Origin of the sequence: Mycobacteroides immunogenum (assembly GCF_001605725.1) — a bacterium.
In the GTDB taxonomy this organism is placed as follows: domain Bacteria; phylum Actinomycetota; class Actinomycetes; order Mycobacteriales; family Mycobacteriaceae; genus Mycobacterium; species Mycobacterium immunogenum.
Window position 1 is genome coordinate 1110182 of record NZ_CP011530.1, and the last position, 22415, is coordinate 1132596.

The 22415-nt window shown below is 63.9% G+C and carries 22 protein-coding genes; 9 read left to right on the plus strand and 13 right to left on the minus strand.

Annotation, left to right across the window (positions count from 1 at the left end):
- Window positions 1-9: 9 nt before the first annotated feature.
- Window positions 10-1062 carry an NAD(P)H-dependent amine dehydrogenase family protein gene (locus tag ABG82_RS05535; protein WP_043078785.1) on the minus strand — a complete coding sequence of 351 codons (1053 nt, stop codon included), beginning with the start codon at window positions 1060-1062 and terminating at the stop codon, window positions 10-12.
- A 144-nt stretch (window positions 1063-1206) separates the two neighbouring features.
- Between ABG82_RS05535 and ABG82_RS05540 the strand changes: the two genes are divergently transcribed.
- The gene (locus ABG82_RS05540) at window positions 1207-1641 is read left to right on the plus strand and encodes a pyridoxamine 5'-phosphate oxidase family protein (RefSeq protein ID WP_043078784.1); all 435 of its coding nucleotides are present in this window, start codon (window positions 1207-1209) and stop codon (window positions 1639-1641) included.
- Here the strand turns inward: ABG82_RS05540 and ctaD are convergent.
- The 3 genes from ctaD to ABG82_RS05555 all read right to left on the minus strand — a co-directional run bounded on the left by ctaD (window position 1638) and on the right by ABG82_RS05555 (window position 4749).
- Window positions 1638-3314, minus strand: coding sequence for an aa3-type cytochrome oxidase subunit I (ctaD, locus tag ABG82_RS05545; protein ID WP_043078783.1), 1677 nt, complete (start codon window positions 3312-3314; stop codon window positions 1638-1640). The genes ABG82_RS05540 and ctaD overlap by 4 nt on opposite strands.
- 71 nt (window positions 3315-3385) lie before the next feature.
- Complete coding sequence (locus ABG82_RS05550; RefSeq protein WP_043078782.1) at window positions 3386-4258, minus strand: NAD(P)-dependent oxidoreductase; 873 nt, start codon at window positions 4256-4258, stop codon at window positions 3386-3388.
- Window positions 4255-4749: a VOC family protein gene (locus ABG82_RS05555; protein ID WP_043078828.1), complete on the minus strand. Its 495-nt coding sequence runs from the start codon at window positions 4747-4749 to the stop codon at window positions 4255-4257. Before ABG82_RS05555 ends, ABG82_RS05550 begins: the two co-directional genes overlap by 4 nt.
- Before the next feature lie 81 nt (window positions 4750-4830).
- On the opposite strand from ABG82_RS05555, the gene ABG82_RS05560 reads away from it, so the two are divergent.
- Complete coding sequence (locus tag ABG82_RS05560; RefSeq protein ID WP_043078781.1) at window positions 4831-5391, plus strand: CGNR zinc finger domain-containing protein; 561 nt, start codon at window positions 4831-4833, stop codon at window positions 5389-5391.
- On the opposite strand, the gene ABG82_RS05565 is transcribed toward ABG82_RS05560, so the two are convergent.
- From ABG82_RS05565 to ABG82_RS05575, 3 genes are read right to left on the minus strand one after another with little or no spacing between them, the layout of a single operon-like run.
- Window positions 5388-6524: a GTP-binding protein gene (locus ABG82_RS05565; RefSeq protein ID WP_043078780.1), complete on the minus strand. Its 1137-nt coding sequence runs from the start codon at window positions 6522-6524 to the stop codon at window positions 5388-5390. The genes ABG82_RS05560 and ABG82_RS05565 overlap by 4 nt on opposite strands.
- 22 nt (window positions 6525-6546) lie before the next feature.
- The gene (locus ABG82_RS05570; RefSeq protein ID WP_043078779.1) at window positions 6547-7434 is read right to left on the minus strand and encodes a dihydrodipicolinate synthase family protein; all 888 of its coding nucleotides are present in this window, start codon (window positions 7432-7434) and stop codon (window positions 6547-6549) included.
- Window positions 7431-8240, minus strand: coding sequence for an aldolase (locus ABG82_RS05575; protein WP_043078778.1), 810 nt, complete (start codon window positions 8238-8240; stop codon window positions 7431-7433). The genes ABG82_RS05570 and ABG82_RS05575 overlap by 4 nt, the downstream gene beginning before the upstream one ends.
- 116 nt (window positions 8241-8356) lie before the next feature.
- On the opposite strand from ABG82_RS05575, the gene ABG82_RS05580 reads away from it, so the two are divergent.
- The 3 genes from ABG82_RS05580 (at window position 8357) to ABG82_RS05590 (ending at window position 10388) form a co-directional block, all read left to right on the plus strand.
- Window positions 8357-8878 (plus strand): helix-turn-helix domain-containing protein, encoded by a 522-nt coding sequence (locus ABG82_RS05580; RefSeq protein ID WP_043078777.1) that lies wholly within the window; start codon window positions 8357-8359, stop codon window positions 8876-8878.
- A gap of 101 nt (window positions 8879-8979) precedes the next feature.
- Entirely contained in the window at window positions 8980-9969 is a 990-nt protein-coding gene (locus tag ABG82_RS05585) for a zinc-binding dehydrogenase (RefSeq protein WP_043078776.1), read from the plus strand.
- Between the two features lie 2 nt (window positions 9970-9971).
- A complete protein-coding gene (locus tag ABG82_RS05590; RefSeq protein WP_043078775.1) occupies window positions 9972-10388 on the plus strand; it encodes a MarR family winged helix-turn-helix transcriptional regulator in 417 nt (138 codons plus the stop codon).
- Between the two features lie 2 nt (window positions 10389-10390).
- On the opposite strand, the gene pgi is transcribed toward ABG82_RS05590, so the two are convergent.
- From pgi to ABG82_RS05605, 3 genes are read right to left on the minus strand one after another with little or no spacing between them, the layout of a single operon-like run.
- Complete coding sequence (gene pgi / locus ABG82_RS05595; protein ID WP_043078774.1) at window positions 10391-12028, minus strand: glucose-6-phosphate isomerase; 1638 nt, start codon at window positions 12026-12028, stop codon at window positions 10391-10393.
- 42 nt (window positions 12029-12070) lie between these two features.
- On the minus strand, window positions 12071-12874 hold the full coding sequence (locus ABG82_RS05600) for a hypothetical protein (protein WP_043078773.1): 804 nt from the start codon (window positions 12872-12874) through the stop codon (window positions 12071-12073).
- Between the two features lie 46 nt (window positions 12875-12920).
- Complete coding sequence (locus tag ABG82_RS05605) at window positions 12921-13256, minus strand: chorismate mutase (protein ID WP_264032067.1); 336 nt, start codon at window positions 13254-13256, stop codon at window positions 12921-12923.
- Between the two features lie 286 nt (window positions 13257-13542).
- Between ABG82_RS05605 and pcrA the strand changes: the two genes are divergently transcribed.
- Window positions 13543-15900, plus strand: a complete 2358-nt coding sequence (pcrA, locus tag ABG82_RS05610) for a DNA helicase PcrA (protein WP_162269232.1) — start codon at window positions 13543-13545, stop codon at window positions 15898-15900.
- A 131-nt stretch (window positions 15901-16031) separates the two neighbouring features.
- Here the strand turns inward: pcrA and ABG82_RS05615 are convergent, their stop codons facing one another.
- Entirely contained in the window at window positions 16032-17078 is a 1047-nt protein-coding gene (locus ABG82_RS05615; protein ID WP_043078771.1) for a M23 family metallopeptidase, read from the minus strand.
- Between the two features lie 423 nt (window positions 17079-17501).
- Between ABG82_RS05615 and sucC the strand changes: the two genes are divergently transcribed.
- Complete coding sequence (sucC, locus tag ABG82_RS05620; protein ID WP_005066355.1) at window positions 17502-18665, plus strand: ADP-forming succinate--CoA ligase subunit beta; 1164 nt, start codon at window positions 17502-17504, stop codon at window positions 18663-18665.
- Between the two features lie 14 nt (window positions 18666-18679).
- Window positions 18680-19582 carry a succinate--CoA ligase subunit alpha gene (gene sucD / locus ABG82_RS05625; RefSeq protein WP_043078770.1) on the plus strand — a complete coding sequence of 301 codons (903 nt, stop codon included), beginning with the start codon at window positions 18680-18682 and terminating at the stop codon, window positions 19580-19582.
- Window positions 19583-19652: 70 nt separating this feature from the next.
- Here sucD and ABG82_RS05630 read toward each other — a convergent pair whose 3' ends face one another.
- Complete coding sequence (locus ABG82_RS05630) at window positions 19653-20225, minus strand: TetR/AcrR family transcriptional regulator (RefSeq protein ID WP_043078769.1); 573 nt, start codon at window positions 20223-20225, stop codon at window positions 19653-19655.
- A gap of 79 nt (window positions 20226-20304) precedes the next feature.
- Between ABG82_RS05630 and ABG82_RS05635 the strand changes: the two genes are divergently transcribed.
- Window positions 20305-21465, plus strand: coding sequence for an FAD-dependent monooxygenase (locus ABG82_RS05635; protein WP_052511056.1), 1161 nt, complete (start codon window positions 20305-20307; stop codon window positions 21463-21465).
- Between the two features lie 10 nt (window positions 21466-21475).
- Here the strand turns inward: ABG82_RS05635 and ABG82_RS05640 are convergent, their stop codons facing one another.
- Window positions 21476-22324, minus strand: a complete 849-nt coding sequence (locus tag ABG82_RS05640) for an LLM class F420-dependent oxidoreductase (RefSeq protein WP_043078768.1) — start codon at window positions 22322-22324, stop codon at window positions 21476-21478.
- Between the last annotated feature and the right edge of the window lie 91 nt (window positions 22325-22415).

Genomic DNA, 22415 nt, shown 5'->3' on the forward strand with positions numbered 1-22415 from the left:
ATCCGCCGGTTACCGCTGGAGGCGAGGGTGCGCCCTACCGGCGATGAGTGGAAGGTCCAGGTACGACTTGAGTCCCGGCGCGGCCTCGCAGACGTAGGGCACCGAGTTGACGCAGTGGGCGGCGGTCGCAACGACGCCTTCGTTGGCGATGAGCCCCGCTTGCACGCTGTGCGGATGAAACCCGGTAATGGTGCACGAGGACGAGGGGGTGCCCCGCACCTCTACCTCGTAGCGCGGACCACTCGGACCGAAGGACCAGCCCGGGTCCAAGTGCTCTTCACCCATCAACCAGTTCACCGCGATCCGTGCCACAGCCTCGTCTCCGACGAATGCCTCCCAAGAGAATTGTTGACCGGCAACTGATCCGGGCCGAATGGTGCCGATGGGCGAATCGATGTCCGCGGTCGCCACGGCGACTTTGAGATCCGGCCGGATCGTCACGTCCGCGAACCCCATGCCGTCGAGGATCATTCGTAGGGACTGTTTGAACCCGCCGCCCAACAGCTTGGGCATCGGGCCGCTCACGGCCTCTTCCGGGGTGCCGCCGAACTTCATGATGTGCCGGATGACGTCGGGCGCGCCATAGGTGCGGATGTCCGAATACTCTTCGGCGCGCACATAGGTGACGGCAGATGTCATGGACGAGAAGATCAGCGGATACAGGTCGGTGATGCCGCCGGGGTCAATCCCGGTGCCGTGCAAGGTCACCCCGGCCTCGCGGGCCGTCGTGTCCAGGTCACGCCCGGAACTATCGGGATAGAACCAGCCGACCGGGGTGACGACGTTCTTCTGCGAGGAGAGTAGCGCCGCGACTTCGGATGGGTTGGGCAGCAGCGGACTGTAGATCACGCAGTCGGCCTGCAACGACACGATGTCGTCGAGACTGTTGGTCGTGGTGACCCCGATGGGCGCATGTCCGATGAGCTCGCCGACATCGACACCTGTCTTCTCTGGTGAATGCACCCAGCACCCCACCAGCTCAAGTTCCGGGTGTGCGAGTACCGCCTTGATCGCGGCCTTGCCGACCTCTCCTGTCGCCCACTGGGCCACCCGGTAGACCATGCCCTTGCCTCCTCGCCATCGGTAACTTCAGACCTGCATAACACCAGACGAGCGCTTGGTCCAGACCTGGAGAGTCCAATCGTGTTGGAAATAGTGACATTCGCATCTAGTTTTCCAATCCAGCCCTCGGCCATCATCGGCGTCATGACGCCTGATTCGCAACCCGTGACCCTGCTGGAAAAGTACGAAAGCTGGACTCTGCTGTCGAGCGCGAAGTTGGGGAGGCTGGTGGTGGTGATCGACGGTAGGCCCGAGATCTTCCCCATCAATTTCGTGACCCAGCGCGGCACCGTGCTGTTCCGAACAGCGGAGGGCACCAAACTTTTTGGTGCGGTGGTCAGCGACCAGGTGCTGTTCGAGGCCGACGATTACAACGATATCGGCGGCTGGAGTGTTGTCGTGCGCGGTGCCGCGCAGGTGCTCAGCGCATCGGTCGATATCGATGAGGCCGACGGTGCCGGCCTGTATCCGTGGATCCCCACCCTGAAACTGCACTACGTGCGGATCATTCCGGCACAGATCACCGGCCGCCGGTTCGTGTTCGGGCGTGAGCCGGACGGCGGTCACGTCCCGGGCTAATGCCCGACGTGCGCCTCGGTGCGCATGCGTTCGACCATGTGTGGGTAATGCAGCTCGAATGCCGGGCGCTCCGAACGGATCCGGGGCAGCTCGGTGAAATTGTGCCGTGGCGGCGGGCAGCTGGTGGCCCACTCCAGGGAGTTGCCGTAGCCCCACGGATCGTCGACCGTGACGACCTCGCCGTACCGGTAACTCTTGAACACATTCCACACGAACGGCAGCATCGACGAACCGAGAATGAATGCGCCCACGGTGGACACGATGTTCAATCCGGTGAAGCCGTCGGTGGGCAGGTAGTCGGCGTACCGGCGCGGCATGCCCTCATTGCCCAGCCAGTGCTGCACCAGGAACGTGGCGTGAAAGCCGATGAACGTCAACCAGAAATGGAACTTGCCCAGGCGTTCGTCGAGCAGGCGCCCTGTCATCTTCGGGAACCAGAAGTACACGCCGGCGAAACTTGCGAACACAATGGTGCCGAACAAGGTGTAGTGGAAGTGCGCCACCACGAAGTATGAGTCGGTGACGTGGAAATCTATTGGGGGAGCGGCGAGAAGGACGCCGGTCAGACCGCCGAAGAGGAAGGTGACCAGAAAGCCGATCGAGAACAGCATCGGCGTCTCGAAGGTCAATTGCCCCTTCCACATGGTGCCGATCCAGTTGAAGAACTTGATACCCGTCGGAACCGCGATGAGGAACGTCATGAAGCTGAAGAACGGCAGCAGCACGGCGCCGGTGGCGTACATGTGGTGTGCCCATACCGCGATCGAGAGTGCCCCGATTCCCAGGGTCGCGAAGACCAGAGTGGTGTAACCGAAGATCGGCTTACGGCTGAACACCGGGAATATCTCAGACACCACCCCGAAGAATGGGAGCGCCAGCACGTACACCTCGGGGTGCCCGAAGAACCAGAACAGGTGCTGCCACAGCAGAACTCCCCCGTTGGCGGGATCATAAATATGCGCACCCAGCCGCCGGTCCGCCTCCAGTCCGATGGCCGCCGCCGCCAGCAGCGGGAACACCAGCAGCACCAGCACGCTGACCACCAGGATGTTCCAGGTGAAGATCGGCATCCGGAACATCACCATGCCGGGCGCGCGCATGCACACGATGGTGGTGATCATGTTGACCGCGCCCAGGATGGTGCCCAGGCCGCCGACCGCGACGCCCAGAATCCACAGGTCGCCACCGGCGCCCGGTGAGTGGATGGCGTCGGAGAGCGGTGTGTAGGCGGTCCAGCCGAAGTCGGCGGCACCACCGGGGGTGATGAATCCGGCCAGGGCGATGAGCGCACCAAACAGGAAGAGCCAGAACGAGAGTGCGTTCAGACGTGGGAAGGCCACGTCGGGGGCGCCGATCTGCAGCGGCAGCACCACGTTGGCGAAGCCGAACACGATGGGTGTGGCGTAGAACAGCAGCATCGCGGTGCCGTGCATGGTGAACAGCTGGTTGTACTGCTCGTTGGAGAGGAAGGCCAGCCCTGGTGCGGTCAGTTCGGCGCGGATGAGCAGCGCCATCAACCCGCCCACCATGAAGAAGGCGAAACACGTGACCAGGTACATGATGCCGATCAGTTTGTGATCGGTGGTGGTAATAAGGCGGTAGATAAGAGAGCCTTTAGGCCCTACCCGCGCGGGAAAGGGCCGGCTCGCCGCCAGTTTGAGGGATATAGCCACAGGAAACCTCCATACGTAACAGTGCGATTCGCCTGTGTACGTGAGGCATTCCTGTGGACATCATGCCATAGTCACTCCGCGTCGCGCGCCCGCTGTAGGTCGGCGACCGAGGACCAGTCCAAGTCGGCGTGTCCGCACGCGAGTGCCTCATCGAAGACGGTTCGCAGCACCTCGCCGAACGGCAATCGCAGTCCGGTATCTGCCGCCACCTCAAGAGCCAGGCCGACATCCTTGCGGCCCAAGGTGGTGGTGAATCCGGCCGGCTCGTACGTCGAGGTGGCGATGAGCTTGCCGTAGCTGCTGTACGCAGGGCCCTGGAACAGCGTGCTGGTCAACAGTTCCACCAGCAGAGCGGAATCCACACCGGACCGCTCCGCCATGCTGACGGCTTCACTCAACGCTTGGATGGCCGATGCGATGAGGAAGTTCCCGACAATTTTCACAACATTGGCCTGCCGCGGTGCGTCACCCAACCGCCAGGTGCGCGCCCCGATGACATCGAGAAAGGGTTGTGCCCGGTCTATCTGGCCCGCCGGCCCCGCCGCCAGTACTTGCAGTTCACCCGCCTGCGCCACGGCCACCCTGCCGAACACCGGCGCCGCGATGTATCCCACGCCGTGCTCGTCATGCAGTGCCGTAGCCCGATCGGCCAGTTTGGTGCTGACGGTGGCGAGGTTGACGTGCAGGGCTCCGCGGCCCGCGCTGAGGACCTCCGGGGTCAGGAAGGTTTGTGTGACGGCGTGATCGTCGGCCAGTACCGAGAACACCACGCCGGACTCAAAGGCCTGCGCCGCGGATGCGAGTGGCCGCGCACCGATCGCTTCGAGCTCGCCGACCGGTCCGGGCGAGCGATTCCATACCGATACGTCATGCCCTGCTTGAACAAGATTATCCGCCATGGCTTTTCCCATGGCTCCAAGTCCGACGACGGCAATGGTGCTCATTGGTGCTCTCCTGTCTCAGTGGGCCAGTTGGTGAAGATCTCGGTGTAGTCGTGACTCATCAGTTCGATGACCGTGCCCCATGGGTCGGTCAAATAGGACATGGTCCATGGTCTACCCGCGACGACGGGTCGCGGTGCGGTGATGACCCTGCCGCCAGCCGCCGCGACGGCGTTCGTCCGGGCTTCGACATCGGCAACCGTGAGACACAGGTGCCAGGTACCGCGCCGGGTGTACTCGACGGGCACCTCTGGTGGTGGGTCCGTGGCGGGATCGAGGAATTCGAACAGCTCGACCCCTACCCCGTTCTCTGTCTGCAGACCGGCCATCTGGGCCCGGCCGAACCGGTTGTCCAGTCCGGGCGGGAGTTCCCCGGACTGCCCGCGCTCAAGTATGCGTGGTCCCATCACGCACTCGAATCCGAACACCGCGCGGTACCAGTCGATCGCCGCTGCGATATCGGGAACGGTTATCCCGACGTGGTTGACGGACATGTCGCCTCCAAGCGAACCGGTTAAGACGGTTCCACCGTAGATCACTTTTCGCCGGCTGTCGAACCGGTTAAACTGGTTCGCATGGTTGGCGCGATGGAGGACGCACGGGCGATCTTTCGGCTGGACAACGCGATACTGGCTTTCCGGTTCACCGCCACGGTCTTCGATCGGGCAGGCTCGGCCACCGAACGGCTGACCGATCCGGAACGGCTGCGGTTGTGGTTATGGGCCAACGAATTGGATGTCGCGGATGCCGCCATGACCGAAGCCGATCTGATCGCTGCCAAGGTACTGCGCGAGAGCATTCACCGCGCGGGCACCGCGGTGGCTGCGGGTGGGCGCGTCGCCCCCGCGGCTGTACGGGTGCTGAATGCGTGCTCCCGGAACGGTAATCCGCACCGGGTGCTCGAGAATGGGGACGCGCGTTGGCGTGGCATGGAGATCTCGGATGCCCTGTCGGTCATCGCCGCCAGCGCCATCGAGGCACTCGGCGGCCCCGATCGTGATCGGGTGAAGGCGTGCGCGGACGAGCACTGCCACGGTCTCTATGTCGACACCAGCCGGGCCAATAATCGGCGCTGGTGCAACATGAATACCTGCGGGAACCGGGCCAAGAAGGCTGCGATGGGCCGTCGGGGCTAATGGGCGTGCATCACACCCCATGCGGGTAGGGGATCGGGGAAGTTGAGCCAGGTTTCGGGTCCACCGGCCAGCTCGTCGTCGGTAAGGACTGCGGAATCCAGGAGGTGCTGCACCCGGGGCCGGTCCAGCCGGACGCCGATGAAGACGATTTCCTGCCCCGGTGCGATCTCGGTACTGCGCCAGAACTGGGCGGGTTCTATGGTCAGGTTGGGGCCGGCTTGCGACCAGATCGCGGCGATATCGGGGCGGCTGGCGATCCAGCAGAATCCCTTGCTGCGTAGCAGTCCTTGCATGTTTTCCAGTGCCGTATTGAGGCGTTGGGGATGAAACGGGCGCTCCGAGCGAAAGGTCATGCTGCTGATGCCGTATTCCTCGGTTTCGGGGGTGTGCCCGTCGGCGATCTCCTCGTCCCATCCCGGTGTCTGGGCGGCCAGGTCGGGATCGAATAGTCCGGTCTGCAGCACCAGGTCCAGGTCGACGGCGCCGCCGGTGGACCGCACGATCGTCGCCGTCGGATTGAGGCGGCGCAGCAGGGTTTCCACCATGCCGAGGGTTCGCTCGTTCACCAGATCCACCTTGTTGAGGATCAGCACGTCGGCGAACTCCACCTGATCGGTGAGTAGATCGGCGATGGACCGGCCGTCGCCTTCCGCGGCGGCCATCTCGCGATCCGCGAGCGCCTCCCCGCGGGCCAGCTCGGGCAGGAAGGTGGAGGCGTCGACGACGGTCACCATGGTGTCCAGCCGGGCGACCTGCCCCAGGCTGGTGCCGTCTTCGAACTCCCAGGTGAAGGAGGCGGCTACCGGCATGGGCTCGGAGATACCGGTCGATTCGATGACCAGCTGGTCAAATCGATTCTGTCGCGCCAGATTCCCGACGGCTTCGATCAGATCCTCACGCAAGGTGCAGCAGATGCAGCCATTGGTGAGTTCGACGAGCCGCTCCTCGGTGCGGTCCAGGTGGCCGGTACCCGCAACGAGGGCGGCGTCGATGTTCACCTCGCTCATGTCGTTGACGATCACCGCGACGCGACGGCCTTCGGTGTTGGCGAGGATGTGGTTGAGCAGGGTGGTTTTTCCCGCGCCGAGGAATCCGGAGAGCACGGTCACGGGGAGGAGCTGGGCTGTGGTCACATGATAATGATAACCATTATCATTAAGGGGTGGACGCCAGGATCCCCTTCAGGGTGTCGCGCCCCTCGGAATCCAGTGGTAGCAGCGGGCGCCGGGGGTCCCCCGCCGCGCGTCCGAGCAGTTCCAGTCCGGCCTTGACGGTGGTGGGAAGGCCGCCCGCGACGATGAACTGCAGCAGTGGCTTGAGCGCGGCGTAGATGGACGCGGCGTCGTCGTTGCGTCCGGTACGCACCGCCTCATAGAGATCCAGGCACGGTTGGGGCGCTAGACACGGTGCGGCGGTGCACCATCCGGAAGCGCCGGCATTGAGTGCGTCCAGCACCAGCGGGTTACTGCCGTTGTAGAAAGGCAGCTGTTCCTCGCTGAGGCGCTTGATATCGAGCATCCGGCTCAAGTCGCCCGTTGACTCCTTGACCATGGTGACGTTGTCGATATCGCGGAACATCGACACCAGGAGTTCGGGTTTCATGTCCACGCCGCTGGTCGCGGGGTTGTTGTAGGCCATTATCGGAATATCGATCGCCGCGCCCACGGAGGCGTAGTGCTGTGCGATCTCGCGGTCGCTGAGTTTCCAGTACGAGATCGGCAGTACCATCACCGCATCGGCGCCGGCCTGCTGGGCGTGGCGTGCTCGCCGAATGGTGTTGGCGGTGGTCAGATCCGAGGCTCCGACGATGACGGGCACGCGTTTGTTCACGGCGGCGACCGTGGTGTCGACGACGGCATCGAACTCGCGTTCCTCGAGATAGGCGGACTCGCCGGTGCTGCCCAACGGTGCGATGGCGTGGGCTCCGTCGTCCACGAGCCGGGACACGAGCTCGGCGAGCCGGTCGATGTCTACGGTGTCATCGGGCAGGAACGGGGTGACCGGATAGGCGATGATTCCGTGGAACTGGGGTGTTGAAGTCATTGGGAATTCCCTTGTGTCGTCGGCAGAGTGAGGGTTTCGGGGTGATTGGCGAGTGCGGTGCGGGCATAGTAGGCGAAGTTGGCGATGCTGCGCTTGGGGGTAAGGGTCCAGTCGTGCGCCTCGCGGGCCAGCCGGTCAGGCAGGGGGGCGATGGTTCCCGCGGCCATCGCCGCCAGCTGTAGCTTGGCGCCACGTTCGATCAGTACCGCCAGCGAGCAGGATTCCTCGACGGAGGCTCCGGCGACGACGTGACCGTGGTGGGCGAGCAGTATTGCCTTCTTGTTGCCCAGCGCGGCCGAAATGATCTCACCCTCTTCGTTTCCGACGGGAACCCCCGGCCAGTCCGGCAGGAAGGCGCAGTCGTCATACAGGGGTGCGATGTCCATCTGGGAGACGATCAGCGGTGTCTCCAGCATGGACAACGCCGCGACATGGAACGGGTGAGTGTGCACGATGCACTGCACATCCGGGCGGGCGCGGTAGATCCAACTATGAAAGCGATTGGCGGGGTTGGCCATTCCGGATCCGCTGAGAACATTGAGGTCCTCGTCGACCAGGAGCAGATTCTCCTCGGTGATCTCGTCGAACCCGAGGCCGAGGCGTTGGGTGTAGAAGGTGCCTGGTTCCTCGGCGCGCGCGGTGATCTGCCCGGCGAGGCCGGAGTCGTGTCCGCGGTCGAAGAGCGCGCGGCAGGTGATCGCGACCTTCTGGCGGGTGGACCACTGCGAGTCGGAGAAGTGGGTCTGCATGCCGCGCTCGGCGCGATTCATCAGGTCGGATTTGGTGTCATGAAGTGTGCTGGCCATTTTTCGTGCTCCCTTCTGGTCTGGATGCCTTCGGGCAACACCATATGACACAAGGTGTCATATGGTCAACAGTGTTGCCTTCCGGATTCGGGGACACCTCGTGTCACACTGGCCGGATGACATCGCTGGTTCGCGCGCTGCGGCGGGAACGCGGCCTCACCCTTGAGGAGCTGGGTAACCGCACCGGTCTTACCAAGAGCTATCTCTCGAAGGTCGAACGCGAACACAGCACGCCGTCGGTATCGGTCGCGATGCGCATTGCCCAGGCCCTTGATGTGGATGTCAGCAGGTTGTTCACCAACGACGCCCACGAATCCCGGGTGGTGGTCGATCGCGGCGCGGATGAGTGGGACGACAGTAAGTTTCACGCGCTGAGTACCGAGATGCTCGGCAAGATCATGGCGCCATTCCTGGCCAGCCCATCGACCGAATTCGCGGAGCACAAGTCGTCGCACGAGGGTCAGGAATTTGTGTTCGTGCACCGCGGATCGATCGAATTGCAGTGTGGCCAGGACGATGACGTGGTGAGTTACGCGCTGGACGAAGGGGACAGCGCCTATCTCGACGCCACCCGCACCCACCGGATACGCCGGACGTCCGAGACCCCGGCGCTTGTGGTGATCGTCGCCGCGACCTAGCTTTCCGCCGACCGTACGGGGGATCACTGACTTGCAAGCAACTTCCATGGAAGCTACCTTCATGGAAGGAAGTTGTGGACCAATGGTTTGAGGAGGAAGAAATGAAGGCATGGGTGATCAGCCGTGAGGGTGGCCCGGAGGTGCTGGAACTGCGTGACGTCGATCTGCCGGACCTCCGGGCCGGCGAGGTCGCGATCAAGGTCAAGGCGTTCGGCGTCAACGCGGCCGAGCGGTACCGCAGATTGGGGAAGATGGGACCGATCGAAGGGGTGGTCGTACCCGGGATCGAGGCGGTGGGCGAGGTCGTCGCGGACCCGTCGGGCAGGCTTGCTCCCGGCGCTGCGGTAGCGACCATCATGGGAGGGCTGCAGTTCGACCGTTTTGGAAGCTACGCCGAGCAGGTGAACGTATTGGCCGGCAATGTCTTTGAGCTTCCGTCAAGCGATCTGGGGTGGGCTCAGCTTGCCGCGCTCCCGCAGTCTTACATCACGGCGTGGGGCGCTGTCGATAGGTCTTTGCGGATCGATTCGCAAAGCAGTCTGCTGGTGAGAGGAGCGGCTTCGGCGCTCGGGTTATCGGCGACTTCACTGGCCGCCAAGGTGATTGGGGCGAATGTCATAGGAATTGTGAGAAGCGAAAAGGATCTCGACGCGGTGAGGCGCGCAGGGGCCGCGCACGTGCTCGTCGACTCTGTCGACCTCGCGGGCAGGATTCGGGAACTGGAGCCTGCGGGCGTGGACGGCGTGCTGGACATCGTCGGGGGCCCCGAGTCGGCGCGGCTCGCCGAGCTGGTGCGTCCGTTCGGCAAGGTCACTGTCGTCGGGCTGCTTGCCGGACCGCCGGTTCTGGAAAATTTCAGTCTCATAGATGATCTGGCCCCGGCCGTTTCGATCGGGTTCTTTCCCAGCCAGCTGGTCGGCTCTCCCGCGTTGCCGATCGCTGACGCGCCGTTGGCCTTGGTCATCGACGCTATTGTCAACGGTACGGTCGTTTCGCAACTGGCGGCGACGTACGGGTTTGAGGACGTGCCGCGCGTCCACGAGTTGCTCGATGGTCCTCGCGCGCCCGGGAAGATTGTGGTCACATTGTGACCATGAGTAAGGGACTGCGCAGACTTCGATTGCTGGTCGAATCGGAGACCCGCTTGTGGCGAGTTGCGGAAACGCGACTCGCTCAAGTCGGGCTGCCGAAGCTGGGCTCTGTGGAGGTCCTCTCATTTATCAACTCGCGCAATCAGACCCGTGTCAATGACATTGCCGAAGGTCTGGTGATCACCACTGGTGGTGTTACCAAGATTGTCGACCGGCTTGAGGTGGGCGGACTGGTCCGCCGAGTCCCCAATCCGGATGACCGTCGCTCGTCGCTACTGGAACTCACCGATAGCGGTGTCAAGGTACTTGGCGAAGCAGCCGATGTCGTCGATGCCGCGATCGAACGGTACTGGCCTACGGATCGGGGATTCGACCACGCATTGACCGCTTTCCGGGATACGTTGAGCGCTGAAAGCTAGACCTAGCGTGCGCGTCCCCGCGCCTCGCGGTAGTACCGCACCAGGGTGTCGGTGGAACTGTCGGTCTGCTGCGCGGGTGATGCTTCCTCGGTGATGACGGGCAATAGGGCAATGGCCTGTTTCTTGCCCAGCTCGACACCCCACTGGTCAAAGGAATCGATACCCCAGACGGTGCCCGCAGTGAATACTTCGTGCTCGTAGAGTGCGATCAGCTGTCCGACGGTGGAGGGGGTCAGCTTGCTGGCCAGAATCGTTGTGCTGGGCCGGTTTCCGGGCATGACCTTGTGCGGAACCACATTCGGCGTGGTGCCTTCGGCGGCGATTTCCTCAGCGGTTTTTCCGAATGCCAGCACCTGTGTCTGCGCGAAGAAGTTGCTCATCAGCAGGTCGTGCATGCTGCCGGTGCCATCGGCGGTCGGAAGATCGTCGGTGGGCTCGCTGAAGCCGATGAAGTCCGCGGGGATCAACCGGGTGCCCTGGTGCAGCAGCTGGTAGAAGGCATGCTGCCCATTGGTTCCTGGTTCGCCCCAGTAGATGTCGCCGGTATCGACCGACACGGGTGCGCCGTCGGCCTTCACCGACTTACCGTTGGATTCCATAGTCAGCTGCTGCAGGTATGCCGCGAACCGGGACAGGTCGTTGGAATAGGGTAGTACCCCACGCGATTGTGCGCCAAAGAAATTCGAGTACCACAGGCCGATAAGGCCGAGTAGCGCGGGCGCGTTCCGCTCCAGTGGCGCGGTACGGAAGTGCTCGTCGACGGTGTGGAACCCGGCCAGGAAATCATTGAACGCCGCACGCCCGATGACCGCCATCACCGACAAACCGATCGCCGAGTCCACCGAGTACCGGCCGCCGACCCAATCCCAGAAGCCGAACATGTTCGCGGTGTCGATCCCGAACTCCGACACCAGCTTCGCGTTGGTGGAGACGGCGACAAAGTGCTTGGACACCGCCTCATCGCCCAGGGCCGCCACCAGCCAGCGTCGCGCGGCCGTGGCATTGGTGAGCGTTTCGAGGGTCGAGAATGTTTTGGACGCGACGATGAAAAGTGTTGTCGCCGGGTCAAGATCGGCGAGCGTGGCCACCAGGTCGGCAGGGTCGACATTGGAGACGAAACGCGCCGAGATTCCGGCATCGGCGTAGTGACGCAGCGCCTGGTAGACCATCACCGGTCCCAGGTCCGAACCGCCGATGCCGATGTTGACCACGGTGGTGATGCGCTTGCCGGTCGCCCCGGCCCACTCACCGCTGCGCAGCCGGTCGGTGAAGTCGCCCATGGCGTCGAGCACCTGGTGCACATCGGCGACCACGTCTTGCCCGTCGACCACCAGCTTCGCGTCGCGGGGCAGGCGCAGGGCGGTATGCAGCACCGCGCGGTCCTCGGAGGTGTTGATGTGGGCTCCGGCGAACATCGCGTCGCGGCGCCCCTCCAGATCGGCGGCCTTGGCCAAATCGACCAGCAGCGAGAGGGTTTCGCGGTTCAACCGGTGCTTGCTGTAGTCGATGTACAGGTCACCGACCGTCACGGTCAACTCACTTCCCCGGGCAGGGTCCTCGGCGAAGAACTCTCGGAGATGGGTGGAGGCGATCTGCTTGTGATGAGTTTCCAGTGCCTGCCACGCCGCTGAGAGTGTCATGCGACCGAGCCTAGTAGGGGGGAACGCGTAGCGCAGTGCTGCCTATTGGTTGGCGCAAGTTACCCATCGGTTACTGATGCGCGCGAACCCGGCGACGCCCGACTTCGTCTGGGTCTTGCCGCCGGCCGTTGCCGTGATGGTCACCCGCGACGAGGCGGTATCGCCGTTGATTACCGTCTTCTCGACCTTGTCCACGGTGATCTTCAGGTCATCCGCCTGGCCCTCGAGATCCTCGTCGGTGATCTTCACGCAGGACAGCGCGTTGAGCACATCGAGGTTCTTGGCGCCGAGTGCGGCATAGAACGCCTTGAGCACGTTCGTCAGCTGGTATTGCTCATCCTTGGTCGCCTCGCGGGGCACCGAGGAAGTGGTGGGACCGGGCACCGAAATGCTGGTCGTCGCCGTGGTGGTGGCACTACCACTGGTCGTCGATGTACCGGACCCGCTCGACGTGCTGGTGGTGCTGCTCGTCGTCCGGGCCCGAGATTTTGTGGTGGTGGTCGTGCTGGCGGTGGTCACCTCGGGGTTCACCAGCGGAACACCCAGCTTCACGGTCGGGCGGGCCTGCGGGACGTCGTCGATCGTGCGGCTGTTCTCGATCCACAGACCCACGGCCACGGCCGTCACCGCGGCGAGGCACACCGCCAATACCCCAATGACGATGGTGGTGGCGTGCCGGGCGACGAACTTGCCGGTGGATGTGCGTTCGGCGGCGACGGCCGCCTCCAGCTCGTAGTCCACCGACTTGTCGTCGGCCTCGGTCTGCTTGCCGTCCGTGGGGCGGGTCTTGTCCGTGGAGTTGTCCTCGGCGTCGGGCTTGTTCTCACCCTTGTCTTGGTCGCTCAACGAATCCCTCCCTCATCGTCAATCCCCACGGGGATTGGGCGCCGGATCAGTGTCCCAATCTGCCACGGCCCAGGCGCAGCAGCAGCATGGCGAGAGTATGGCCTTCCTGGCCGAGCTCGCTGTAGCGTTCGAGCACTTTCATCTCACGGCTGTGGACCAGGCGCGGCCCGCCCGATGCCATGCGTGCCTTGCCGATCTCGCGGGAGACCTCGGTGCGGCGCTTGATGGCGGCCAGGATCTCCGCGTCGAGGCGGTCGATCTCCTTGCGCAGCTCGTCAATATCGAGGATGGGATCCCCGGCGCTCTGGCTGGCCTTCTCGGTCATGTGGGTAGTCATTTCTTTCTCAACACTTTCTCTTGGAGCGGTCGTCCCGCATGCCACCCCGGAATTCGGCCTCACAAGAGATGAGCCCCGAAGTCCGGTAGCGGACTGCGGGGCTCGTGAATCGGCTAGACCACGGGCACCGGAGTCCGGTACCCGTAAAAAAATCGCTGTTGGTGGTCAAGCACAACGAAGAGTGTAGCTGACATGCGATGAATGCTGGCGCGAAGAGCATCACGACGAGGTTGTCACTCGTCAGCGGTAAGTTAGATCGGTCATGGCGAATCTTTCCGAACCTGCACTTTTTGATATGCCCGGCGACTCGAGTGCCTCCTCCAGCGACGCTCTGCTCGACGGCCTGAACCCGCAGCAGCGCGCTGCCGTCGCGCATGAGGGCTCGCCGCTGCTCATCGTCGCCGGCGCCGGATCCGGGAAGACCGCGGTGTTGACCCGTCGCATCGCGTATCTGCTGGCCGCGCGGGACGTGAGCCCGGGCCAGATCCTGGCCATCACCTTCACCAACAAGGCGGCGGCCGAGATGCGCGAGCGCGTCGCCAACCTTGTCGGCCGGCGAGCGAATTCGATGTGGGTGTCGACATTCCACTCCAGCTGCGTTCGCATCCTGCGTAACCAGGCCTCGCTGCTGCCCGGACTCAACTCCAACTTCTCGATATACGACTCCGACGACTCGCGGCGGCTGCTGCAGATGATCGGCCGCGATATGGGCCTGGACATCAAGCGCTACTCGCCACGGCTCCTGGCCACCGCGATCTCCAATTTGAAGAACGAGCTGATCTCTCCCGAGCAGGCGGTGGCCAACTTGACCGCTGACGGTACGGAAGGCGATCTGCGTGGGGAGCTTCCGCAGATCGTGGCCGATGTGTACGGCGAGTACCAGCGGCGTTTGCGTGCGGCCAATGCCTTGGACTTCGACGACCTGATCGGCGAGACCGTGACGGTGCTGCAACAGTTCCCGCAGGTCGCGCAGTTCTACCGCCGTAAGTTCCGGCACATCCTGGTCGACGAGTATCAGGACACCAACCACGCCCAGTACGTGCTGGTCCGTGAGCTGGTGGGAGCTCACGTCGACCGCACGGTGGACCCGGATGGCCCGGAAGCGGCAGAGCTGTGCGTGGTGGGCGATGCCGACCAGTCCATCTATGCCTTCCGTGGCGCGACCATCCGCAATATCGAGGAGTTCGAGCGCGACTACCCGAATGCGAAAACCATTCTGCTGGAACAGAATTATCGATCCACGCAGAACATACTGAGTGCGGCGAACTCGGTCATCGCCAAGAACGCGAACCGCCGGGAAAAGCGGCTGTGGACCGATTCGGGTGAAGGCGAGCTGATCGTCGGCTACGTCGCGGACAACGAACACGACGAGGCATCCTTCATCGCCCGCGAGATCGACGGGCTCTTCGATCGCAGCGATGCCAACTACGGCGATGTGGCGGTGTTCTACCGCACCAACAACAACTCCCGGTCGCTGGAAGAGATCTTCATCCGCACCGGTATTCCGTACAAAGTTGTTGGGGGAGTGCGGTTCTACGAGCGCAAGGAAATCCGCGACATCGTCGCCTACCTGAGGGTGCTGACCAACCCGGGCGATGCGGTGAGCCTGCGGCGGATTCTGAACACCCCGCGCCGTGGCATCGGCGACCGGGCCGAGGCCTGCGTCGCCGTCCACGCCGAGACCAATGGCATCGGCTTCGGCGAGGCGCTTGCCGATGCCGCCGCGGGCAAGGTCGCGATGCTGAACTCTCGTTCCGAGAAGGCAATCGCAGCCTTCATGGACATGCTCGACCAGATCCGAGTCACCCTGCGCACCGATGATCCAGGGGCGCTGCCCGATATCGGTGATGTGGTGGAGGCCGTGTTGAACCACACCGGTTACCGCTACGAGCTGGAGAACAGCAGCGATCCGCAGGAGTTGGCACGGCTCGACAACCTCAACGAATTAGTCAGCGTCGCACATGAATTCAGTGCCGACGCGGCCAACGCGCAGGCGGCCGGGGAAGATGTGCCGGTTGATGATGAGGATGTCGGTGCGCCCCCGGGCAGCCTTGAGGCCTTCCTGGAGCGGGTGTCGCTTGTCGCCGACGCCGACGAGCTGCCCGAGTCCAGTGCCGGCGTCGTCACCATGATGACGCTGCATACCGCCAAGGGGCTGGAGTTCCCGGTGGTCTTCGTGACCGGCTGGGAAGACGGCATGTTCCCGCACATGCGGGCGCTGGGTGACCCAGTGGAGCTGGCCGAGGAGCGGCGGTTGGCCTACGTCGGGATCACGCGCGCGCGTCAGCGTCTGTACCTGAGCCGGGCCAAGGTGCGCTCGTCGTGGGGTCAGCCCATGATGAATCCGGAATCCCGCTTCCTGCAGGAGATTCCGCAAGAGCTCATCGACTGGCGGCGCACCGATCCGCTGCCGGGACGAATCGCGACCGGTGCCGGCAGTTACGGTGGCGGCGGCTATGGATCCGGGGGATCACGTGGGGGTGGCGGCTCGTTGGGCGCTCCCTCCAAGAAGCGCACCAAGCCGCTGGTGGTCCTGGAGCCGGGTGATCGGGTGAGCCACGACAAATACGGACTGGGCAAGGTCATGGAGGTCACCGGTGTCGGCGAGAGCGCCACGTCGCTCATCGACTTCGGCAGTGAGGGCCGCGTGAAGTTGATGCACAACTTCGCGCCCGTGCAGAAGCTCTAATCGCCGAACTTGGTGAAGAAGATGCCGCGTTGGGCACCCCCTAGGGGGTGCCTATCGAGTGTGAGCGCTGGTGCGACAAAAACGCCGAGTGTGAGCAGTGGTGCTCACACTCGGCGTTGAACGAGTTATGACTAGTCGCCGAAGCGGGTGAAGGTGAGGCCCTTGTTGGCCAGCCAGCCCTGCGGGTCGATGCGCTGCGAACCACCCAGCAGCACCTCGAAATGTAGGTGCGGACCGGTGGAGTTACCACGGTTGCCGATGGTGGCGATGCGGTCACCCGCCATCACCCGCTGGCCGACCGCGACCTCCCAGGTGTTGATGTGGCCATACAGGGTGACGGTGCCGTCCGAGTGACGGATCTTCACCCAGGCACCGTAACCGGCGGTCGGACCGGTCGCGATGACGACGCCGTCCGCGGCGGCCACGATCGGGGTGCCGATGCTGTTGGCGATATCGATGCCGCCGTGCAGGGCGCCCCAGCGGTAACCGAAGCCGGAGGTGAAGGTGCCATTGGTGGGCATCACGAAGCGCGGAGCCAGCAGCCGCTTCTCGCGGTCGGCACGTTCGGTCGCGAACGCGTTGGCCTTCGCCAGCTGCTCGTCGGTGACCGAGGCGTCGGTCGCCAGCGGGGCGGAGACCAACTGCGGGCCGTGGGCGGCCATCACCGTCGCGGAGGTACCCAGCGCCAGATTGTGATGATCGGCGGCCGTCGCGGCGTCGTGCTCGCTCAGCGCGTTGTATCCAGCGGCCGCGGCGGCACCGGCGGCCATGGCGGCCAGCGCCAGGCGAGTCTTGCCTACCTGCCCGATCTCGCGGCGGCGGTGCACGCCTCCGCTGCTGATCCTGGGCAGCTTGTCGGTGGGAGTGTCACGCGGGTCCCGGGTGCGTGCGGCAGAGGCGGCGAACCAGTCGGCGGTGGCCTCAATGGAGGCGCGAATCCGGTCGGCCTCGTCGGTGTCTTCTTCCCAGTCCTGCTCTAGCTGCTCTGCGGCGGCCTGGGGTTCGGTCTCGGCGCCCTCTTCCGGGGCGTCCTCGTAGACGTCGTAGTCCTCAAGTTCGGGGCGTTCCAGCGCGTCACTCAGGCCGAACTCGTCGATCGGCACGATGTTGGTGATCTCGTTCTCGCTTAGTTCCGCGCTCCGACCACCACGCGTGCGTATCACTCGATGCTGTGTCAAAACCCTGCCAGTCTTCCGTTCGACGTCACGACTTCACGTGACCAAAACGTGATCTAACCCAAGAGAAGGTAACGGTTGGGCGATGGGGGCCGCAACTCAATGCGCGGATACGCATATAAATGTGACTTGCGTCACGAAGTCGCTGATAGGGCTCCCGAGCCCGGGCATCGTTGCCGAATCTCGCAGGGGCTACCTCACCACAGATCACGGCCATATGGCGAGCCCCCGTGACCGAACTGAAACCGGTTGCAGACGTGTTCGAGTCCTACTGGCGGATGACCAGTCGATGAATTCTGTGACTGACCAGGTGGTGAAATCGGCCACTTACTCAGAAGTAGTGAAGGGCCTTGCTGTGGCCTTGGATACAGTCGCTAATGCAATAGTGCCGACCCCGACGTTCGATGAGGAAGATGGGCTAGCTAGATGGATCTTTTCGAGTACCAGGCCAAGGAGCTGTTCGCTAAGCACAACGTGCCGACGACGCCGGGCCGGGTTACCACCACCGCCGAGGACGCCAAGGCGATCGCCGAAGAAATCGGCAAGCCGGTGATGATCAAGGCGCAGGTCAAGGTCGGTGGACGTGGCAAGGCCGGTGGCGTGAAGTACGCCGCCACCCCCGATGACGCTTTCACTCACGCACAGAACATTCTGGGCCTGGACATCAAGGGCCACATCGTCAAGAAGATCCTCGTCGCCGAGGCCAGCGATATCGCCGAGGAGTACTACATCTCCTTCCTGCTGGACCGCGCCAACCGCACCTACCTGGCCATGTGCTCGGTCGAGGGCGGCGTGGAGATCGAGGTGACCGCCGAGGAGAACCCCGACGCGCTGGCCAAGGTGCCCGTTGACGCCGTCAAGGGTGTCGATCTGGCGCTGGCCCGTGAGATCGCCGAGAAGGGCAAGCTGCCCGCCGAGGTGCTGGATTCCGCCGCAGTGACCATCCAGAAGCTGTGGGAGGTGTTCGTCGGTGAGGACGCCACCCTGGTGGAGGTCAACCCGCTGGTGCGTACCCCCGACAACCAGATCCTTGCCCTGGACGGCAAGGTGACCCTGGACGGCAACGCCGACTTCCGTCAGCCCGGCCACGCCGAGTTCGAGGACAAGGACGCCACCGATCCGCTGGAGCTCAAGGCCAAGGAGCACGACCTCAACTACGTCAAGCTCGACGGTCAGGTCGGCATCATCGGTAACGGCGCTGGACTGGTCATGTCCACCCTGGACGTCGTCGCCTACGCCGGCGAGAACCACAACGGCGTGAAGCCCGCCAACTTCCTGGACATCGGCGGTGGCGCCTCGGCCGAGGTGATGGCCGCCGGTCTTGACGTCATCCTGGGTGACTCGCAGGTCAAGAGTGTCTTCGTGAACGTCTTCGGCGGCATCACCGCGTGTGACGCGGTGGCCAACGGCATCGTCGGCGCCCTCAAGACCCTCGGCGACGCCGCCAGCAAGCCGCTGGTGGTCCGTCTCGACGGCAACAAGGTCGAAGAAGGACGGGCGATCCTGGCCGAGTTCAACCATCCGCTGGTGATCCAGGCCGAGACCATGGACGCCGGTGCCGACAAGGCCGCCGAGCTGGCGAGCAAGTAAGGGAGCTTGAATCAATGTCTATCTTTCTGAACAAGGATTCCAAGGTCATCGTCCAGGGCATCACCGGCGGCGAAGGCACCAAGCACACCGCGCTGATGCTCAAGGCCGGTACTCAGGTCGTCGGCGGCGTCAACGCCCGCAAGGCCGGAACCACCGTGTCGCATAAGGACAAAGACGGCAACGACGTCGAGCTGCCGGTATTCGGCAGTGTCGCCGAGGCCATCAAGGAGACCGGCGCCGACGTGTCGATCGCCTTCGTGCCGCCGGCCTTCTCCAAGGACGCCATCATCGAGGCCATCGACGCCGAGATCCCGCTGCTGGTTGTCATCACCGAGGGAATCCCGGTGCAGGACAGCGCATACGCGTGGGCCTACAACATCGAGAAGGGCAACAAGACCCGCATAATCGGGCCCAACTGCCCCGGCATCATCACCCCCGGTGAGGCCCTGGTGGGTATCACCCCGAACAACATCACCGGCACCGGTCCGGTCGGTCTGGTGTCCAAGTCCGGCACCCTGACCTACCAGATGATGTACGAGCTGCGCGATTTCGGTTTCTCGACCGCCATCGGCATCGGCGGCGACCCGGTCATCGGCACCACCCATATCGACGCCATCGAGGCGTTCGAGAAGGACCCGGAGACCAAGATCATCGTGATGATCGGTGAGATCGGCGGCGACGCCGAGGAGCGCGCGGCCGATTACATCAAGGCCAACGTGTCCAAGCCCGTCGTCGGCTACGTCGCGGGCTTCACCGCCCCCGAGGGCAAGACCATGGGCCACGCCGGCGCGATCGTCTCCGGCAGCTCGGGCACCGCTCAGGCCAAGAAGGAGGCCCTTGAGGCCGCCGGTGTGAAGGTCGGCAAGACGCCGTCCGAGACCGCCAAGCTGGCACGCGAGATCCTGCAGAGCCTGTAATTCGTTAGCGCAAGGCCCCGTTCGGTTCGCCGGACGGGGCCTTGTCGTTTTTGGGAGCCACCCGTGGGTTCTATTTGCCGCCCCCATGGATCGCGGCGGCGATCAGTAATTTGGCTGCCGCATCGAGACGTTCGCGGTCGCCGGTGACCACCAGATCCAGCGCCAGGCCGCGCAGGCCGGACACCAGGAGGGTGGCCCGTGTGGGCGCTTCTCGCGGCGGAATACCCGCCGACTCGCACGCCTGGGCGAGGGGGATAACCATCGCCTCGACGGCATGGCGGGCGTAGGTGCCGAAGGTATCGGGATCGGTGCCCGCCAACGACAGCACTTGCAGCAGTACCGGAACCGCGCGGTGGCGGTGTCCGCGAGTCAGCGCGTGCCAGATGCTCATGGACGCCTCCGTGAGGCGCTCGGGGCTGTCGACCTCGTGAAGGAAGTCGCTGACGTTAGGCCTGCTGGCGTCGAGTGCCTGCGTCAGCAGGCCGCTCTTGTCGCCAAAGTAGTAGAGCAACATTCGTTTGCTGGTTCCGATGGCTTCCGCCAGCGGGGCCAGTGAAAGGTCGTTGACTCCATGAGTTTCCAGGTATCCGATGACGGATCTCAGCAGCGCGTCACGTTTTTCGACGTCGAGTGTTCGGGCCACGACTTGACTGTACCGCCAGGTACATTTATCGTACGTATAAATGTACCGATTGGTACGACAATCTGAAAGGCGGGAAAGAATGGTCAAGGATCGGAACGCGAGCCCGCGGGTTGCCGTGATTGGTGGCGGAATTGGCGGGCTATCTGCGGCAATCGCATTGCGTGCCACGGGATTAGATGTTGACGTGTATGAGAAGTCGTCCGAGTTTGGCGAAGTTGGGGCCGGCGTCAGCCTGCAGCCCAACGGCTTGCGGGTGTATGACCAACTGGGATTCCTCGACAAGGTCACTATGGCCGGTTCTCCGTTGGAGGACACCGTTTACCGCCGTGCAGACGGTGGCGTGGTCGACCGCGAAGGTTTCACCGGATGTGGTGTCTACCGCCCTGACCTGGTCGACATCTTGGTCGCTCAACTGCCTCCCGAGACGCTGCATACCGGCAATGCGGCGGTCGGCTACGCGGAGGATGCCTCCGGTGCCGTGGTGAAGTTCGCCAACGGCGACGAAATCCGGGCGGACCTGGTGGTGGCCGCTGACGGAATTCACTCCACTTTGCAGCGGTATGTCACCGATGCCAGGGAGGCCGTCTTCTCGGGCCGAATGGCTTATCGGTTAGTGCTGCCCGCGGAGGTGGCGCCCCAGATACCGGTCGGCTCCTCGCAGGACTGGCTCGGCCACGAGCGTTTTATGCGGATCTATCACCTGCGGCGGGGGCGGCTCCTGAATGTTGTAGCGGTGGTCCCCGCGGATGGCGAGATCGAGGAATCCTGGACTCTGCCAGGTGATCCGGTGCAGCTGCGCGCCGAATTCGGTGACGGATGGGACCCGGTGGTGCGCGCGATTCTGGATCAGGTCGACGAAGTGCTGCGCTACGCGCTGTACGACCGGGAGCCGCTGCGTAAGTGGCACACCAATCGGCTTGTGCTGCTCGGCGATGCCGCACACCCCATGCTTCCGTTGCTGGGGCAAGGTGCCAACTCGGCTATCGAGGACGCGATGGCATTGGCCACCCTGCTGGAGGGTGTGTCAGGCGCCGAGGTCCCAGAGCGGCTACACCTGTACCAGCGGTTACGTCAGGACCGGACCGCGCGTTTTCAGCACGGGTCACGGGTTCACAATCAGCGCCGCGACATGGACAACCCGTTCCTGAGTCACATCCCCGTGGTGCTGGATCGACCCGGCACCTACGACTATGACGTCCGCGGCGCGGCGCAGGCGGTCCGTGCCCAGTATCAGGGATGAAGGCGGGGGCTTAGGCGAACGCGGCGAGTTTTCCGGACAGCCTTTCGATGTACGCCCGCACCTCTTCCTCGGAGCGATCGGGCATCCCGAAGATCGCCTCGGTGACCCCCAGCTCGCGCCACGCGCCCAGCTGCTCGGGGTCGGGCTTGCCCGCCAGCACGTAGATCAGCGGGTCGCCGTCGCGCCCGGCCGCTTGCCATTCCGCCTTGAGCGCCAAGATCTTTCCGGTGATGTCCTCGTCGCGCGGGGTGGACATCCAGCCGTCGGCATTCTTGGCGATCCACTTGAAGTTCTTCTCGGTGCCGCCCGCGCCCACGATCACCGGCACGTGCTTCTGCACGGTCTTGGGCCAGGCCCAGCTGGGGCCGAAGTTGACGAATTCGCCCGAGTAGCTGGCTTCTTCCTCTTCCCAGAGCTTGCGCATCGCTTCGATGTACTCGCGCAGCATGGTGCGGCGGCGCCCGGCGGGAACATTGTGGTCGGCCAGCTCGTCGGTGTTCCAGCCATAGCCGACGCCCACGGTGACTCGCCCGCCGCTCATGTGGTCAAGGGTGGCAATCGATTTGGCCAGGGTGATGGGGTCGTGCTCGACGGGGATGGCCACCGCGGTGGCGAGCCGGATCTTCGAGGTGACCGCGCAGGCGGCGCCCAGGGACACCCAGGGGTCCAGGGTGCGCATGTAGCGATCGTCGGGCAGCTCGGCTCCACCGGTGCCGGGGTGGGCGGCCTCGCGCTTGACCGGGATGTGGGTGTGTTCGGGAACGTAGAAGGTGCTGAACCCGCCGTCCTCGGCGGCCTTGGCGGCGATGGCCGGCGAGATGCCGCGGTCACTGGTGAACAGAACGAGCCCGTAGTCCATCCACCAATTAGAACGTGTTCCAGTTTTGTTGTCGAGGGTGGGTGCCGAATCGCGTGGGGAACGGATCACGGTGAGTCAGACGGATGACCAC

What these genes read in the sequence shown, in the direction of transcription:
- ABG82_RS05585 (WP_043078776.1), top strand. Translation starts at nt 8,980, where the DNA reads ATGAAGGCATGGGTGATCAGCCGTGAGGGTGGCCCGGAGGTGCTGGAA.
- ABG82_RS05555 (WP_043078828.1), bottom strand. Translation starts at nt 4,749, where the DNA reads ATGTCCGTCAACCACGTCGGGATAACCGTTCCCGATATCGCAGCGGCG.
- ABG82_RS05540 (WP_043078784.1), top strand. Translation starts at nt 1,207, where the DNA reads ATGACGCCTGATTCGCAACCCGTGACCCTGCTGGAAAAGTACGAAAGC.
- sucD (WP_043078770.1), top strand. Translation starts at nt 18,680, where the DNA reads ATGTCTATCTTTCTGAACAAGGATTCCAAGGTCATCGTCCAGGGCATC.
- ABG82_RS05535 (WP_043078785.1), bottom strand. Translation starts at nt 1,062, where the DNA reads ATGGTCTACCGGGTGGCCCAGTGGGCGACAGGAGAGGTCGGCAAGGCC.
- sucC (WP_005066355.1), top strand. Translation starts at nt 17,502, where the DNA reads ATGGATCTTTTCGAGTACCAGGCCAAGGAGCTGTTCGCTAAGCACAAC.
- ABG82_RS05635 (WP_052511056.1), top strand. Translation starts at nt 20,305, where the DNA reads ATGGTCAAGGATCGGAACGCGAGCCCGCGGGTTGCCGTGATTGGTGGC.
- pgi (WP_043078774.1), bottom strand. Translation starts at nt 12,028, where the DNA reads ATGACACTCTCAGCGGCGTGGCAGGCACTGGAAACTCATCACAAGCAG.
- ABG82_RS05590 (WP_043078775.1), top strand. Translation starts at nt 9,972, where the DNA reads ATGAGTAAGGGACTGCGCAGACTTCGATTGCTGGTCGAATCGGAGACC.
- ABG82_RS05640 (WP_043078768.1), bottom strand. Translation starts at nt 22,324, where the DNA reads ATGGACTACGGGCTCGTTCTGTTCACCAGTGACCGCGGCATCTCGCCG.
- ABG82_RS05570 (WP_043078779.1), bottom strand. Translation starts at nt 7,434, where the DNA reads ATGACTTCAACACCCCAGTTCCACGGAATCATCGCCTATCCGGTCACC.
- ABG82_RS05575 (WP_043078778.1), bottom strand. Translation starts at nt 8,240, where the DNA reads ATGGCCAGCACACTTCATGACACCAAATCCGACCTGATGAATCGCGCC.
- ABG82_RS05580 (WP_043078777.1), top strand. Translation starts at nt 8,357, where the DNA reads ATGACATCGCTGGTTCGCGCGCTGCGGCGGGAACGCGGCCTCACCCTT.
- ABG82_RS05550 (WP_043078782.1), bottom strand. Translation starts at nt 4,258, where the DNA reads ATGAGCACCATTGCCGTCGTCGGACTTGGAGCCATGGGAAAAGCCATG.
- ABG82_RS05560 (WP_043078781.1), top strand. Translation starts at nt 4,831, where the DNA reads ATGGTTGGCGCGATGGAGGACGCACGGGCGATCTTTCGGCTGGACAAC.